We start from the raw sequence: 15,539 nt of genomic DNA, 5'->3' as shown, positions 1-15,539 counted from the left end.
CGGGCTTTGTCAACCCGAACGAGGCTCGCTATGGACGGGCGATGCATATCCACCCGCTTATCTCCGACAGCGCCACGCTCGCCAATCTGTGTGCGCGTATGGCCGACGCCGACTATGTGTGCGTCGACACCGAATTCATGCGCGAGAGCACCTATTACCCGGAACTCTGCCTGATCCAGATCGCCGACGACAAGGAGGCCGCGGCGATCGACCCGATGGCACCGGGGATCGACCTGAAGCCGCTGCTCGACCTGCTCGTGGAGAATCACGACGTGCTGAAGGTGGTTCACGCCGGCGGGCAGGACATCGAGATCGTTTACAACCTCACCGGCAAGACGCCCTTCCCGTTGTTCGACACGCAGGTCGCGGCGATGGCGCTCGGCCAGGGCGAGCAGATCGGCTATTCGAACCTGGTCGACAGCTGGCTCGGCATCGCGGTCGATAAGGGCGCGCGGTTTACCGATTGGGCGCGGCGTCCTCTGGATGCGCGACAGATCGAATATGCGATCGGCGACGTCACGCATCTTTCGAAAATCTTCCCCAAGATGCTTGAGCGGTTGCGCAAGACCGGGCGCGGCGTGTGGCTCGATCAGGAGATGGAGCGACTCGGCGATACCGCCAATTATGCGAACGATCCGGATCTGGCGTGGAAGCGCGTGCGGATCTCGGGGCGCAAGCCTGACGTGCTGGGCCGGTTGAAGGCGCTCGCGCGGTGGCGTGAACTGGAGGCGCAGGCGAAGGATCTGCCACGCGGGCGAATCGTCAAGGACGAGACGCTAGGCGACATGGCGGGGCATCCGCCCAAGAAGCAGGCGGACCTTGCACGGGTGCGTGGGCTTTCGGCGACCTGGGCCGGCAACGACATCGGTGGCCGCCTGATGGCAGCGATCGAGGGCGCGCAGCCGCTCGGCGACGACGAACTGCCGCCGCGAGACGATCGCAAGCCCGGGCTTGGCAAGGAGGGTTCGCTGGTGGCGGACCTCCTCAAGCTGCTCCTGAAGATTCGGTCGCGAGACATTGATGTCGCATCGAAACTTCTCGCGCGCACCGATGAACTGGAGGCTCTGGCCGCTGGTGTGCGGACTGGGTTGCCGATGCTCGAAGGCTGGCGGTTCGATCAGTTCGGCCGCGACGCGCTCGATTTGGTCGAGGGGCGGCTGGCGTTTGCGGTCATCGGCGGGAAGCTGAAGATGACGCGTACGGAGGATGCCGCATGAGGATCGTTCTGGTTGCAGCCCTGCTCGGGTCAGCGGCGTGTACGCCGGTGGAGATGCGCGGCGAGACGCCCGCCGCTTCGCCGGTCGCCGCCGCCTGCAATGCCGACTCGCTGGGCGATCTGGTCGGCAAGCGCGCAAGCGATGCCCGGGCCGACGTGATGCAGACGCGATCGGGTGCGCGCACGCTCCGCTGGATCGCGCCGAACACGGCCGTGACGATGGATTTCCGTGCCGATCGTCTGAACGTCTATGTCGATGCGAAGGGCCGGATCGAACGCTTCACCTGCGCTTGAACCTATTAATTCTCCCCTAGAAGGGGAAGATTCAGGAGAGAGCCAGTACGGGCTTGCGTCCTAAGGCGGCGGCAAGCGCGTTATGGCGACGTTCCACCGCCTCGCCGTAGAGCCCACGATCATCAGGGCGTAGCGTCAGCGTAAGTGATACCCCGTCATCTGTAAGCCCTGATCGCTTCAGCGGTCCGGCTAAACCGCCGCTCATCCGCTGCCCTAACCGCATAGCGAGGCCCCAAGCAGTCGCGCTTTTCACCGCTGCCGGAGACGCGAGGCGACCAACTGTTTCACCGGCGGAGAGATCGCCACCAAGGCTCGTGTAGAGAGCTTGCGCCAGCATCCCGCGACCGGGCGCGTCAATCGCGACCCAATTGCCATGCAGCGCGACCTCGACGCCGCGTTCGGCGCGGAACTCGGGGTTGGCGCGCCAGCCTACGTCGGCAAGGAGGCATGCGGTGTGACGAATGCGGGCCATTGCGGGCGGTTCAATGGTGAACAGCGGTGCGATCCAGCGATCGAGGAGATCGCCGTGCTCGGGGAAGCGGCCGAGCAAGCGACCCTCTTCGCGCGCTGCGACGATTAGCGGATCGAGCGTGCGGTCAGCGGACTTCAGGTCTTCGTAGAGCAGGCCTTCGCGCAGACCATAAGCGGATACGATCGTCGTCCGGCTGCCGAGCTGGCGCATCAGTACGCCGAGCAACGCCGCGGCGTCGGCGAGCGTTGCCGTACGTCCCGACGACAGCCCCGGGATCGCCTTCAGGCGCGGCTTGGAAAGCTGCGGGATCGTCCGGCTGAGCCGGGTGATCGTCGCCGCGGTCATCGAATATTGGTGGATGATCGGCAGCGGATAGTCCGACAGCTCCATGTCGAGCCGCGCCAGTGCGCGCCACGATCCGCCGACCAGATAGAGTGGAAGCCCCTGCCCCTTCGCCGTCCAGCCCGCCTCGCGCACCAGGCGCGCCACGTAGCGGGCGAGCACCTTGCCGCGCTTCGCCCGGATCGGACCGATGCGAAGAACGCCGAGCGGGAACGAGACGCGGTCCTCGATCTTGCCGCGGCGGACGCGGACGAGTTCGAGACTGCCGCCGCCGAGATCGCCGACTATGCCATCCGCCTCGGGGATCGCGGACAGGACACCGTAGCCGGCCGCGCTGGCTTCCTGCTCGCCCGACAGCGTCTCGACGGTCAGACCGAGTTGTTCAGCCGCGGCAATGAGTTCGCCGCCGTTTTTCGCATCGCGTACCGCCGCTGTTGCCACCGTGCGGAGCGTCGAGCATTCCATTTCCTTCGCCACCGCCGCGAACCGCGCCAGCGCGACGCGTGCCGTCTTCAGCGCCGACTTCTCGATCGCGCCGGTAGCGGCAAGCCCGCGCCCAAGCCCCGCCAGGACCTTCTCGTTGAACCGGATCGCGGGCAACCGCGGCGGCCCCTGGTAAACCACCAGACGGATCGAGTTCGAGCCGATGTCGATGATCCCCGTGCGAGGGTGATCGTCGGTCTCGGCCTTGGGCCGGGAATTGCCGAACAGGATATTGGTAACGCTCATCGTTTTCGACGGAGCGATAGCGTCGGCACGGCATTGCTGGTCGCGAGCGAGGCGCCTCGGCCGGAAAGCGAAGGATTCGTCATGAAATACCGATGCAGGTTGAACGGGCGGTCGCCGGGATCGACGCGGCTATATTCGCCATCGGGGCCTAGCTCCCAACTCTGCTCGTTGTCGATCAGGTTCGCGACCATCACCTGATCGAGGATCTGGTCGTGGACGGTCGGGTTCAAGATCGGCAGCATATATTCGACGCGGCGGTCGAAGTTGCGCGGCATCCAGTCGGCCGACGAGATGAACAGCTTCGCGCCGTCATTGGGGAGCGCCTTGCCGTTGCCGAACGCCCAGATCCGGCTGTGCTCGAGGAACCGCCCGATCACTGACTTCACGCGGATCGTCTCGGACAGACCGGGAACGCCGGGGCGCAGGCAGCAGATGCCGCGGATGATGAGGTCGATCTCGACCCCCGCACCGCTCGCTTCGTAGAGCTTCTCGATCACCGCAGGGTCGACCAGCGAGTTCATCTTCGCCCAGACGCCGGCGGGCTTGCCGGCGCGCGCGTTGGCGATCTCGACGTCGATCAGGTTCATCAGGTTCTGGCGAAGGTCACGCGGGCTTAGGCTGACACGCGCCATGTCGGTCGGCTCGACATACCCGGTGATGTAGTTGAACATCTGCGCCGCATCGCGCCCGACCGCAGCGTCGGCGGTGAAGAAGCTGAGGTCGGTGTAGATCTTGGCGGTGACCGGGTGATAATTGCCCGTGCCGAAATGGCAGTAGGTGCGAAACGCCTGGCCTTCGCGGCGGACCACCAGCGAGACCTTGGCGTGTGTCTTCCAGTCGATGAAGCCGTAGACGACCTGCACGCCCGCGCGCTCCAGTGCGGAGGCCCAGACCATGTTCTGTTCTTCGTCGAACCGTGCCTTGAGCTCGACGACCGCGGTGACGGACTTGCCCGCCTCGGCCGCGGTGATCAGCGCGTTAATGACCGCAGGCTGTTTGCCGGCGCGGTAAAGCGTTTGCTTGATCGCCACCACATCCGGGTCGTTCGCCGCCTGTTTCAGGAAGGCGAGCACCACTTCGAACGTCTCGTACGGATGATGGACGACGATGTCCTTCGCCTTGATCGCTGCGAAGCAATCGCCGCCGAATTCGCGGATGCGTTCGGGGAAGCGCGGCGTGAACGGCGGGAACTTCAGGTCGGGGCGATCTTCGTCGACCAGCCCGTCGAGATCGACGATGCCGAGCAGGTTGCCGCTCTCGGTAATGATCGCGTCCGCACCGCCGAGCTCATCCTTGAGCACCGCCGCCAGCACGTCCGGGATGCCGGTTTCGAGTTCGAGGCGGATCACGCGGCCGCGGCGACGGCGCTTGATCGCGTTGGCGAAGTAGCGAACGAGATCCTCGGCTTCTTCCTCGATCTCCATGTCGCTGTCGCGCAGGACGCGGAAGCTGGCGGCGGCCAGGACTTCGTAGCCGGGGAAAAGGACCGGCGCGAACCGCTTCAGGATCGATTCGATCGAGATGTAGCGTGCGGGCTCGCCGGGGAGGCGGACGAAGCGCGTCATCGTGTGTGGAAGCATGACGAGCTCGCGGACCGGCTCGTTATCCGAACGGCGGACGAGGTCGAAGATCACCGACAGGCCGCGGTTCGGGATGAACGGAAACGGATGCGCGGGGTCGAGCGCCTGCGGGGTCAGGATCGGGAAGATCTGATCGCGGAAATGCGTTTCGAGCCACTCGTCGGCCTCGCCTTCGACGGCCTCGCGGCGCAGGACGAACAGTCCGGCCTCGTCGAGCAGCACGCGCAGGTCGCCCCACACCGCCTGCTGACTGGCCATCAGTTCGTCGGCCTCGCGGACGATAGCCGTCAGCTGCTGGCCCGCGGTGAGGCCGTCCGCCGAGCGTCGGTCGACGTCCTGCGTCTGCTGTCCCTTGAGGCCGGCGACGCGGACCATGAAGAACTCGTCGAGGTTGGAGCCCGAGATCGACAGGAAGCGAAGCCGCTCGAGCAGCGGGTGCGCGGGGTTGCAAGCCTCCTCCAGCACACGACGGTTGAACGCGAGCCAGGAGAGTTCGCGGTTGAAAAACCGGTCGTTCGGCTCTGCGCCGATGGGATCGTCGTCGTCTTCCGATTGGCGGACGATATGGGCTGGACGGTTCATCGGGCCTCTTGGGAGCTTATGGTGGCGTGAAGAGCGGGAGGTCGAGAGCGAGTTGCGGCCGGAGGATCAGCCCGGCCTCGGTGAGTGTGGTTCGTGCAAGAGGAATGGACAAGCGCTTGCGGCGTTCCATCGCCTCCTGATCCAGCGCATCGACGGTTCGCGTTACGGTAATATGACTGCGCTCGATTCTGGTCGCGAGCCAGTCGATCAGATCGGGCCGCGCATCCAGGCTGCGACGCTCGAACAAATGCGCGAGCAGCAGCCGCATAAGTTCGTCGTCGGGTGCGCCGATCGCCGCGATCGGGCTGGCGGCGAGGCGCGAGCGGAGGTCGGGGAGCTTCACCTTCCATTCGGGCGGCGCAGCGTCGGCGACGATCAGCAGCGGCTTGTGCTCCTCCTGCGCGCGGTTCCAAGCGTGGAACAGCTGCGCCTCGGGCACGCGCTCGGCATCGTCGATGATCGTGCCACCGCTCTTCGCCGCGAAGATCCGCGCGAGCAGGCTGCGGCCCGATTTGCGCGGGCCGGTGAGGATGGCAGTCATGACGGGCCAGGTGGCGGTGTGCTCCAGCGTATGGACGGCCCGCGAGTTGGAGGGGGTAACCAAGAAGGCATCGTCGCGAGGGTCCGCCGGCCACCCGAGTGGCAGCGCAATTTGAGTCATCTTGGTCGCGCTCACCCTGTCGTCGCATTGTCCGCGGGCAAGTCCGGCGGAAGAAGTTGGGCGACCCGGCGGATGCGGATCGTCTGGCCGGAGCCGAACACTTGGTAGCCGCGCGCTTCGAGCGCGGTCTTCAGCGCCGCAGGGTCGCCGTCGTACGCGACGCGCATCAGCGAGACGCCACCTAGGGCTAGGCTGGTCGTTGCCGCCGAGCGGACGCCGGGGATCGCGCGGAGTGCTGCTTCCGTAGACGAGACGGCGGTCGCTGCGGGCGTATCGAACTGGACAATGACCGAGATGCCCTCGCCGCCGGTCAGGACCGCGGTGTTGGCGTCGGCGGTCTCGTCGGTCGGCAGGTCATCGATCACTGCAGCTTCTGGCGACGGTGGTGGCGAAAGGCTGTAGTCGACGCGGAGCGAGCCGTTGCGACGCGCCTGCTGGTAGAGGTCGTCGATCCGCTTCACGCCGGTGTCGAGCAATTGCGCGATGCCGTCGGGCGTACCGACTCGCAGCGTGAAGCTGCCGATCAGGTCGTTGTCGGGGCCGTGGCGTGCTTCGAACACTCCGATCACCGGGCCGCCGGGCCATTGGCGATAAAGCTTCACGACCGGGGTGAGCACGTCGCTCGCGCCATATTGGTCGAGGATCGTCCGCCACCAGCCGCGGCCGGGGCGCTGCGTCTGGCCGACGTTGAGCAGGAGCGCGTCGGGGCCCGAGCCGGACGGGCGGACATAGTCGATGCTGCTGTTGCCGGTGCGATAGCGCGCCCAGGCCTGCTGCCACTGCGTGCTCTGTTCGAATGCTTGGCCGACGCCGCCCGAATATTGGACGGGGATGACGAGCATCGGCTGCGAGCGATCCGCATAGGTCGAGATACCGAGGATCGATCCGGCGCGACCACGGTCGAACAGCACGCCGAGCTTGGCGATGTAGCGCTGCGGGCCGATCTGTTCGTTCTCGACGACGATGCCGGAGACGAGCGAATCGAGCGTGCCGTCGGAGACGAGGCCGCCACCACTGCCGAGCCGGTTCGACAATTGCACCCAGGCTTTTCGCTGGGCGAGCCGCCAGCCGCTGTAGCGCGCGGCGTCTGCGGTCTTGCCGGCTACGTCGACCATGACGCCGCTCACCTCGTACGCGCTGCCGCTGTCGACCGGAGCCGCGCCTCGGCTGCCGCCTTCGATTTGCGCGAGCACGGCTCCGCCGCTCAATAATAGGGCGGCACCAGCAAGCGCGGTGGGAAGGGCACGGATACGCATCAAGCGGGCCTTTTGGCGAAGCAGACGTGGAAATCCAAGCGCGATGTGGCTAGCAGCACCGATCATGACCGATACGCCAGACTCCGCCACTCCCGCTTCGGGCCCTTACACCTACGCTCAGGCGGGTGTTTCGATCGCCGCGGGCAATGCGCTGGTGCGGGCGATCGCCCCGCTCGCGCGCTCGACCCGCAGGCCGGGGGCGGATGCCGATCTCGGCGGGTTCGGCGGGATGTTCGACCTCAAGGCAGCGGGGTTCGTCGATCCGTTGCTGGTCGCGGCGAACGACGGCGTCGGCACCAAGCTGAAGCTGGCGATCGAGTGGGATCGGCATGAGGGTGTCGGCGTCGACCTCGTCGCGATGTGCGTCAACGACCTGATCGTCCAGGGCGCCGAGCCGCTGTTTTTCTTGGATTATTATGCGAGCGGGAAGCTCGACGCCGCGGTCGCCGAGCGCGTCGTCGCCTCGATTGCGGAAGGCTGCAAGACCGCCGGCTGCGCGCTGATCGGTGGCGAGACCGCCGAGATGCCGGGCATGTATGCAGACGGCGACTACGACCTCGCGGGCTTTTGCGTGGGCGCGGTCGAGCGGACAAACGTGCTGACCGGGCGGGAGATCGCGGCGGGCGACGTGATGCTCGGGCTCGCGTCGTCGGGGGTGCATTCGAACGGGTTCTCGCTGGTTCGGCGCCTTGCCGCCGATCGCGGGTGGAAGCTCGATCGGCCTGCGTTGTTCGACCAGGACCGATTGCTGATCGATCATCTGATGGCGCCGACTCGCATCTACGTCGCCAGCCTGCTGCCGTTGCTGCGCGAGCGGCGGATCAAGGGACTGGCGCACATCACCGGCGGTGGCCTGCTCGAGAACATCCCTCGCGTGCTGCCCGACGGCGTGCATGCGGTGGTCGATGCGGATGCGTGGGAACAGTCGCGGCTTATGGCGTTCCTGCAGGCGCAAGGCGCGATCGAGCCGGAGGAGATGGCGCGGACGTTCAACTGCGGGATCGGCATGGTCGTGATCGTGAGTGCCAACGAGGCCGAGGCGGTGACCGCGGCGCTGGAGACGGCGGACGAGACGGTGTTCACGATCGGGCGGATCGAGACCGGCTCACATGGCTGCACGGTCCGCGGGTCGGCCGGCACGTGGAGCGCGCGCGAGGACTGGACCGCGACGCATGGCTGACAAGACGCGTGTCGGCGTGCTGATCTCCGGGCGCGGATCGAACATGATGGCGCTGGTTGGCGCGTCGCGCGCGGCGGACTGTCCGTACGAGATTGCACTGGTGGCTTCGGACAAGCCGGACGCGGCGGGGCTCGAATGGGCTCGGTCGGAGGGGGTGGCGACGTTCGCGCTCTCGCCGAAGGGTCTGGGGAAGCCGGCCTATGAGGCGGCGATCGATGCGGCGTTGCGCGAGGCTGGTGTCGAGGTCGTTGCGCTCGCCGGGTACATGCGGTTGCTGTCGGACGGGTTCGTCGCCGCGTGGCGGGATCGGATCGTCAATATCCATCCGTCGCTGCTGCCCAAGTACAAGGGGCTCGACACGCACGCGCGGGCGATCGCGGCAGGCGATGCGGTCGGCGGATGCTCGGTGCATGTCGTGACCGAGGAACTCGATGGCGGCGTGGTGCTGGGTCAGGCCGAGGTGCCGATCCTTCCCGGCGACGATGAGGACGCGCTTGCGGATCGCGTGCTGGCGGCGGAACATGCTTTGTACCCGAAAACCTTGGCGGAGTTCGTGACGCGATGACCGATCTGTCCCCCCTCGACCGCGTTCGTGCGGCGGCGCTTGCCTTGCCCGAGACCGAGGAGAAGGTTTCACACGGCCAGCCGACTTTCTTCGTGGCCGACAGGCAGTTCGCGCAGTTCCGGGCGGATCATCACGGCGATGGACTGACCATGGTGTGCGTGAAGACCAGCGGCACCGACGAACAGATGACGCTGATCGAGGCGAACCCGTCAGTGTATTCGCGGCCGGCCTATCTCGGCGCGACCGGCTGGGTCGGGATGAATGTTGCTGGCGATCCCGACTGGGCGCTGGTCGAGGACAGGATCGCGCGGAGTTGGGAACTGGCGGCCCCTGCCCGTTTGCTGGAGGCTGGCGGGCGATGAGCACCGAGACTCCGACCGAACGGCGCGAGGCTGCGGCGACGCGGCGGCGTTGGGTGACGCTGGCCGAGGTCGTGGCGGTGGCTGGCGTACTCATCGCCGCGCTGACGCTGTGGACCAACTGGTCGGATCACCGCGCGAACGAGGCCGACAAGATGGCGGCGCAGTCGAGTGCGGCGCGCGAGCGGACGAAGATCGATCTGTCGGCGATTGTGCAGGATGGCGGCAGTACGCTGTTGTTGAAGGACGCGCGGCATGATCTCCAGGACGTGACGATCACTTTCCCGCGTGCGCTGGGCGTATTGCCGCAGCGGCCGCCGGCTGAACCGATCATCGACGGGTCATGGGTTTCGGATGCGATGTTGAAGCTTACCGATGGTGGGTCGGACGATCGTGCGGGGCGGTTGCCGGTGCTGGTCAGCGTGCAGTATTTCGATGGGGATACGACGCGGTCGGCGAGCGGGATCTACGATGTGATCTGGAAGACGCATGGTCGGAGGATACTGGGTCGCTCGTTCAAGCTTGAGGGACTGCGAGTTCGCCAGCTTGGTGGGGATCAGGCGAAGCTCGATGCTATCTGGGCGAAAGAGAAGCCGGCAGCGTAAGCTACGCTTCCTGAAATTAAGTATAGTTTGTTCCCCCGCGAAGGCGGGGGTCCAGACTGGGCTCCCGCCTTCGCGGGAGAACAAGAAGTCGGGAGCTACGGCTCTCTCAGACCACTCGTGCGTAGACCGGGTCGTCGTGGAGGGTGGTGCCGACCGTGAACTGGCGGGCGCCGATCACCTCGAATCCCTGCCGTTCGTAGAAGGCTCGGGCGCGGGTGTTCTGGTCCCATACGCCTAGCAGGACTCGGGATCGGCCTGCCGAAGCGGCATCTTCCAAGGCGCGGGCCATCAGCACGGCGCCCAGGCCTGAGCCTTGGGCCTGCTTCATGAGATAGATGCGGCGGAGTTCGATGTCCGCGGGGCCGGGTTCGATCGGGAAATCCGGCGCGGTCAGTACCGTGTACCCGATCGGCGCGTGACCGGGCTCGTACTCGGCCAGCGTCACGATCGTCGCGGGATCGGACAGCCACGTCTCGAACGTGGCGATGCTGTTCTTCGTCGTGCAGTGGGCGACGATGTCCGCCCCCGTCAGCACGGTCGCATAGGTATCGAGGAACGTGGCGGATGCGACGAGCGATAGCGCGGGCGCATCGCCCGGCTCAGCCCGTCGCAACCGCCAGGTCATCAGCCGATGATTTCTTCGGGCTTGAAGAAATAGGCGATCTCGATCTCGGCGTTCTCGTCCGAATCCGAACCGTGGACCGAGTTGGCTTCGATCGACTCGGCGAGTTCCTTGCGGATCGTGCCTGGCTCTGCGTTGGCGGGGTTGGTGGCGCCCATGATGTCGCGGTTGCGCTGCATCGCGTTCTCGCCTTCGAGAACCTGGACGACGACAGGGCCCGAAATCATGAACGAGACGAGTTCGCCGAAGAACGGACGCTCCTTGTGGACCGCGTAGAAGCCTTCGGCCTGCTCGCGGGTCATCTGGATGCGCTTCGAAGCGACGACGCGCAGGCCGGCTTCCTCGAGCATCTTGGTGACCGCACCGGTCAGGTTGCGGCGGGTTGCGTCGGGCTTGATGATCGAAAAGGTACGGTTCGCGGCCATGATGGTCACGGGCTCCTGTGTTGACGGTAATCGGATGCGCCGCGCTTAGGCGGGGGGCGCGGTTAAAGCAACCTATGCGGCCTGTTCCCAGCGGCCGGAGTCGTTCTGTTTCCAGTAGCGGCGTTCGATGCCGTCGCGGTCTGCCAGTGCCTTCCAGGCGAGGCGAGCTTCGCGGATGGCTTCGTCGTCGAAGATGTGGAAGGCTCGGTCAAAGGTTAGGATAAGGTCACGCCAACGTCCGTCTACCACCGCGACATTGCGGGCGGCGTTTGCGGGAGCGGCTTCCTGGATATCTTGAGTAATTAGAATGGGTTGAGCGGTATCGTCGGTGCTGCCGGCCTGGGCGTGGGGGAGGAAGCTCTCGGGAGCATAGGACCAGAGCAGGCGGTCGAGCGCGACGCGTTGTTCTTCGGGTTCGGCAACGATCAGGAGGCGGCCGCCGGTTTGGACGACACGCTCGGCGATGCGTGGGAGGACGCGGTCGAGGGGGCTAGTTAGGTGGTAGAAATCGACCTGCATACTTACTCCCCGCTGTTCCCCCGCGAAGGCGGGGGTCCAGGGTCACGATCGGTGTCGGTACTTAGCTGGGCCCCCGCGTCCGCGGGGGAACGGTCTACTCTCGGAGCTTACCCCTCGAAATTATCGGCGACGAACTGGTCGAGCAGGCGCACGCCGTAGCCGGTTGCGCCCTTGTCGTGGTTCGTCCCCGGCTTGTCCGACCAGACCATGCCGGCGATGTCGAGATGCGCCCACTTCACGCCTTCGTCGACGAAGCGCTTGATGAACTGTGCGGCGGTGATCGAGCCGGCGCCGCGGGGGCCGACGTTCTTCATGTCGGCGATCGGCGAGTCGATCAGCTTGTCGTAGGCGGGCGACAGCGGGAAACGCCAGAGCGTGTCGCCGGTGGTCTTGCCCGCCGCGATCAGCTGGTCGGCGAGCGCGTCGTCATTGGCGAAAATGCCGCCATTCTCGGTGCCGAGCGCGACGATCATCGCCCCCGTGAGCGTCGCGAGATCGACGATCGTGGTCGGCTTGTGCGCCTGCTGCACCCAGGTCACGCAATCGCACAGCACGAGGCGACCCTCGGCGTCGGTGTTCAGCACTTCGATCGTCTGGCCCGACATCGAGGTGATGACGTCGCTCGGGCGAAGTGCTGCGCCGTCGGGCATGTTCTCGACCAGGCCCATGACGCCGACGACGTTCGCCTTCGCCTTGCGGCCGGCGAGCGCCTTCATCGCCCCGGCGACCGCACCCGCGCCGCCCATGTCCCACTTCATGTCTTCCATGCCAGCGCCGGGCTTGATCGAGATGCCGCCCGAATCGAACGTCACGCCCTTGCCGACGAACGCCAGCGTCGGCGCATCGGCCCCTGCCCCGTTCCACTTGAGCGCGAGGATGCGTGCTTCACGGCGCGAGCCCTGGCTGACGCCGAGCAGCGAGCCCATGCCGAGCTCGGTCATCTGCGCTTCGTCGAGCACGGTGATCTCGAGCCCGAGACCTTCGACGTCCTTCGTCACCTTCTCGACGAAGCTCTCGGGGTAGACGACGTTCGGCGGCGACGTGACGAGCCAGCGCGTCAGGTCGAGACCCTCGGTGACCGCGGCGGCCTCGTTCCAGGCGGCATCGGTGCCGTCCGGCGCACCGGCGATGGTTATCTCGGTCAGCGTCGGCTTCGACTTCTCGGCGAGCTTGGTGCGGTACGTGTCGTAGCGCCATGCGCGCTGGGCGGCGGCAGCGGCGAAGTGCGCAGCTGCCTTGGCAGTCGGCGTGGCGCCGGCCGAGAGGTCGGCAACGACCGAGGTTGCACCCGAGGTCAGCAGACGTGCGGTGATCGCACCGCCGGCCTTCTCCCAATCGGCGGTCTCGCCCGCACCGACTCCGACGAGCAGGACCTGACGAACCGCGCCGTCGACCGGCACGAACAGCTCGACCACCGAGCCTGCCTCGCCTGCAAAGCGTGCCGCAGTCGCTGCGCTGGTCGCCACTGCCTCGCCGTCACCGCCGATCGCGCTCCACTTGATCTTGGCCACGCCGTCCTTTGCAACGGGGACGGCGAGGATCGGGGCGTTGGCGGGAACGGTCGGGGCGAAGACAATCTGCATGAAGAAACCTCGGGAAGCTTTTGAACGGTAGGATGGGCTTGGCTCTAAGTTGATGCCGCGGGCTTGGCAAAGCAAGGTGGCGGCCTGTCATCTCACGGCGATTGCAGCGAAGCGCCGGTGGTGCGATAGGCGGGCGATATGGCGGCAAACGGCTGCCCAGTGCCAAAGGGGTTGGTTCGGATCGTGTTGCGTATCGACCTTTTGACGGGTTGCGCCCTTTCGCTCGCGCTGGCGACCGGACTGGCCACGGCTGCGACCCCCGCTTCAGCCCAGGATTTCCAGAACCGTCCGGTTGCGCCACCGGTGCCCGAAGCGCCGGTCGCCAACGCATCGACAGCGACGCCGGCGGAAGACCAGGTACAGTTCAGCTCCACCGCGCTGGAATACAACACCAACACCGATATCGTCACCGCGACGGGTGAAGTCCGGATGTTCCGCCAGGGCAGCCGGCTGCGTGCCGACAAGGTCGTCTGGAACCGCAAGACCGGCAAGGTCGTCGCGACCGGCAACATCGCGGTCACCAACCCCGAAGGCGACATCGCGTACGGCGACGAGATCAACCTGACCGATTCGTTGAAGGACGGCGTGGTCGACAACATGCTCGTCGTGCTCGAACAGGGCGGAAGGCTCGCGGCCAAGCAGGGCATGCGCGACGCGGACGGCACGGTCAACCTCAAGACCGCCGCCTACACGCCGTGCAGCGTGACCAACACCGCAGGGTGTCCCAAGGAACCGACGTGGAAGATTACCGCGGTCCGCGTCACCTATCGCCCGGAGCGGAAGCGCATCTTCTACAAGGGCGCGCGGCTTCACCTGTTCGGCCTGCCGAGCCTGCCGCTTCCCGAATTCTCGAACCCGGTCGGTGGAGGCAGCGACAGTGGCCTGCTCTCGCCGAACGGGGGCTATAGCCGCGTCAACGGCGCCGAAGTCAGCGTCCCCTATTACTGGAAGCTCGCCCCGAACCAGGGGCTGATCATCACGCCGCACATCTACAGCAGCGTGCTGCCGATGGCGCAGGTCGATTATTCCGCGCTCAACTCGAAGGGTGCGTTCAAGATTCGCGCCTATGCGACCGAAAGTCGCCGTAGCGACGATCTGACGACCGCCGACCCGACCGACACGAGCATGGCGTTCCGCGGCTATATCGACGGCATGGCGCGGTACCAGTTGTCGCCGAACTGGACCGCGAGCGGATCACTCCGCCTGACAACCGACCGGACGTTCCTGCGTCGCTACGACATCTCGCGCGACGACCGGCTGCGTACCACGGCGAGCCTGGAGCGGATCGATGACAGCAGCTATTTCTCGTTGAGCGGCTGGTACGCGCAGACGCTGCGCGTGAACGACAGCCAGGGCCAACAGCCGATCGCATTGCCCGAGATCGATTATCGCAAGCGATTCGACGATGGTCTGGTCGGTGGTCGGTTCCAGCTCCAGTTGAACACCCTCGCGCTGACGCGCACCGATGGCCAGGACACGCAGCGCGCGTTCGCCAGCCTGCAATGGGATTTGCGCCGCCTGACCAACTGGGGTCAGGAGGTCACCTTCACGGCGTTCGCGCGCGGCGACCTGTACAATACCACCGACACGATCGCGACGACCAACATAAGCTATCGCGGGCTCGAAGGGTTTCACCAGCGCCTCATCGGCGCGGCGGCGGTGGACATAAAATGGCCGTTCATCGGCACATTTCTTGGTGGTACGCAGCGCTTTACGCCGCGCGTGCAGTTCGTCGCAGCACCGAAGGTCGCCAACCTTTCCTTGCCGAACGAGGATTCGCGCGCCGTCGATCTCGACGACACCAATCTCTTTTCGCTGAACCGGTTTGCCGGTTACGACCGGTTCGAGGATTCGTCGCGTGTCACCTATGGTGGCGAATGGGCGCTCGACCTGCCGGGTATCACTTTCACCACCAATGTCGGCCAAAGCTATCGTCTGGATCTGCGGCCGACGATCCTGCCCGACGGCACCGGCCTCAGCGACCGGTTCTCCGACATCGTCGGGCGAAACGAACTCCGGTTCCGCGATTTCGTCTCGATCATTCACCGCTATCGCCTCGACAAGGACAGCTTCGCAATCCGCCGCAACGAGGTCGACGCAACGATCGGCTCGCGCGCGACCTATGTGCTGGTCGGCTACCTCAAGCTCAACCGCAACATCGACGCGTCGATCGAGGATCTTCGCGACCGCGAGGAAGTCCGCGTTGCGGGTCGGGTACAGTTCGCGCGGTTCTGGTCGGCGTTCGGCTCGGGCGTGGTCGATCTGACCAATGCGTCGGAAGATCCCTTGTCGCGCAGCGACGGCTTTACGCCGATCCGTCACCGACTGGGCGTGCAGTACGAGGACGACTGTCTGCGTCTCGGCGCAACGTGGCGGCGGACGTACAACGACACGGGCGACGCGCGTAAGGGCAACAGCTTCCTGTTGACGCTGGCCTTCACCAACCTCGGCCGCTAAGCCCGCGTTCAGCTACTTTGGGGCAAACCGCGCCGGATATGTGCCGTCATGGCAATGACGGTACGATGCACGGCGTGTGATGATGGGATACC

At 65.8% G+C, this 15,539-nt stretch carries 15 protein-coding genes; 7 read left to right on the top strand and 8 right to left on the bottom strand.

Annotation, left to right across the window (positions count from 1 at the left end):
• The first annotated feature begins 41 nt into the window (after positions 1–41).
• Together rnd and BM244_RS03925 are read left to right on the top strand one after the other, a co-directional pair.
• Positions 42–1,217 carry a ribonuclease D gene (gene rnd / locus BM244_RS03930; protein WP_056048878.1) on the top strand — a complete coding sequence of 392 codons (1,176 nt, stop codon included), beginning with the start codon at positions 42–44 and terminating at the stop codon, positions 1,215–1,217.
• Complete coding sequence (locus tag BM244_RS03925; protein ID WP_093397492.1) at positions 1,214–1,510, top strand: I78 family peptidase inhibitor; 297 nt, start codon at positions 1,214–1,216, stop codon at positions 1,508–1,510. The genes rnd and BM244_RS03925 overlap by 4 nt, the downstream gene beginning before the upstream one ends.
• A gap of 31 nt (positions 1,511–1,541) precedes the next feature.
• On the opposite strand, the gene BM244_RS03920 is transcribed toward BM244_RS03925, so the two are convergent.
• The 4 genes from BM244_RS03920 to BM244_RS03905 are packed head-to-tail and all read right to left on the bottom strand — an operon-like array spanning position 1,542 to position 7,132.
• The gene (locus BM244_RS03920; protein ID WP_093397490.1) at positions 1,542–3,053 is read right to left on the bottom strand and encodes a Ppx/GppA family phosphatase; all 1,512 of its coding nucleotides are present in this window, start codon (positions 3,051–3,053) and stop codon (positions 1,542–1,544) included.
• Entirely contained in the window at positions 3,050–5,215 is a 2,166-nt protein-coding gene (locus BM244_RS03915) for an RNA degradosome polyphosphate kinase (protein WP_056481892.1), read from the bottom strand. Before BM244_RS03915 ends, BM244_RS03920 begins: the two co-directional genes overlap by 4 nt.
• Before the next feature lie 16 nt (positions 5,216–5,231).
• Positions 5,232–5,876, bottom strand: a complete 645-nt coding sequence (locus BM244_RS03910) for an HdaA/DnaA family protein (RefSeq protein ID WP_056482954.1) — start codon at positions 5,874–5,876, stop codon at positions 5,232–5,234.
• Positions 5,877–5,887: 11 nt separating this feature from the next.
• Positions 5,888–7,132: a heavy-metal-associated domain-containing protein gene (locus tag BM244_RS03905; protein WP_093397489.1), complete on the bottom strand. Its 1,245-nt coding sequence runs from the start codon at positions 7,130–7,132 to the stop codon at positions 5,888–5,890.
• Between the two features lie 64 nt (positions 7,133–7,196).
• Between BM244_RS03905 and purM the strand changes: the two genes are divergently transcribed.
• From purM to BM244_RS03885, 4 genes are read left to right on the top strand one after another with little or no spacing between them, the layout of a single operon-like run.
• Positions 7,197–8,312, top strand: a complete 1,116-nt coding sequence (gene purM / locus BM244_RS03900) for a phosphoribosylformylglycinamidine cyclo-ligase (RefSeq protein ID WP_093398099.1) — start codon at positions 7,197–7,199, stop codon at positions 8,310–8,312.
• Positions 8,305–8,877 (top strand): phosphoribosylglycinamide formyltransferase, encoded by a 573-nt coding sequence (gene purN, locus BM244_RS03895; RefSeq protein ID WP_093397487.1) that lies wholly within the window; start codon positions 8,305–8,307, stop codon positions 8,875–8,877. The genes purM and purN overlap by 8 nt, the downstream gene beginning before the upstream one ends.
• The gene (locus tag BM244_RS03890; protein ID WP_093397486.1) at positions 8,874–9,239 is read left to right on the top strand and encodes an MmcQ/YjbR family DNA-binding protein; all 366 of its coding nucleotides are present in this window, start codon (positions 8,874–8,876) and stop codon (positions 9,237–9,239) included. Before purN ends, BM244_RS03890 begins: the two co-directional genes overlap by 4 nt.
• Entirely contained in the window at positions 9,236–9,841 is a 606-nt protein-coding gene (locus BM244_RS03885; protein WP_093397484.1) for a hypothetical protein, read from the top strand. The genes BM244_RS03890 and BM244_RS03885 overlap by 4 nt, the downstream gene beginning before the upstream one ends.
• A gap of 106 nt (positions 9,842–9,947) precedes the next feature.
• Here BM244_RS03885 and BM244_RS03880 read toward each other — a convergent pair whose 3' ends face one another.
• From BM244_RS03880 to BM244_RS03865, 4 genes are all read right to left on the bottom strand, one after another.
• Complete coding sequence (locus tag BM244_RS03880) at positions 9,948–10,466, bottom strand: GNAT family N-acetyltransferase (RefSeq protein ID WP_093397483.1); 519 nt, start codon at positions 10,464–10,466, stop codon at positions 9,948–9,950.
• Positions 10,466–10,888: a nucleoside-diphosphate kinase gene (gene ndk / locus BM244_RS03875; protein ID WP_093397482.1), complete on the bottom strand. Its 423-nt coding sequence runs from the start codon at positions 10,886–10,888 to the stop codon at positions 10,466–10,468. Before ndk ends, BM244_RS03880 begins: the two co-directional genes overlap by 1 nt.
• 72 nt (positions 10,889–10,960) lie before the next feature.
• Positions 10,961–11,407, bottom strand: a complete 447-nt coding sequence (locus tag BM244_RS03870; protein ID WP_093397481.1) for a DNA polymerase III subunit chi — start codon at positions 11,405–11,407, stop codon at positions 10,961–10,963.
• A gap of 107 nt (positions 11,408–11,514) precedes the next feature.
• Positions 11,515–12,990: a leucyl aminopeptidase gene (locus BM244_RS03865; protein ID WP_093397480.1), complete on the bottom strand. Its 1,476-nt coding sequence runs from the start codon at positions 12,988–12,990 to the stop codon at positions 11,515–11,517.
• Between the two features lie 192 nt (positions 12,991–13,182).
• Here BM244_RS03865 and lptD point away from each other — a divergent pair, with 192 nt between their 5' ends.
• Entirely contained in the window at positions 13,183–15,447 is a 2,265-nt protein-coding gene (gene lptD / locus BM244_RS03860; RefSeq protein WP_254784302.1) for an LPS-assembly protein LptD, read from the top strand.
• Positions 15,448–15,539 lie beyond the last annotated feature (92 nt).

This window comes from Sphingomonas sp. OK281 (assembly GCF_900115295.1).
Lineage (GTDB): Bacteria > Pseudomonadota > Alphaproteobacteria > Sphingomonadales > Sphingomonadaceae > Sphingomonas.
Note: the sequence above shows the minus strand (reverse complement) of the source record. Positions and strands in the feature narration are given on the sequence as shown.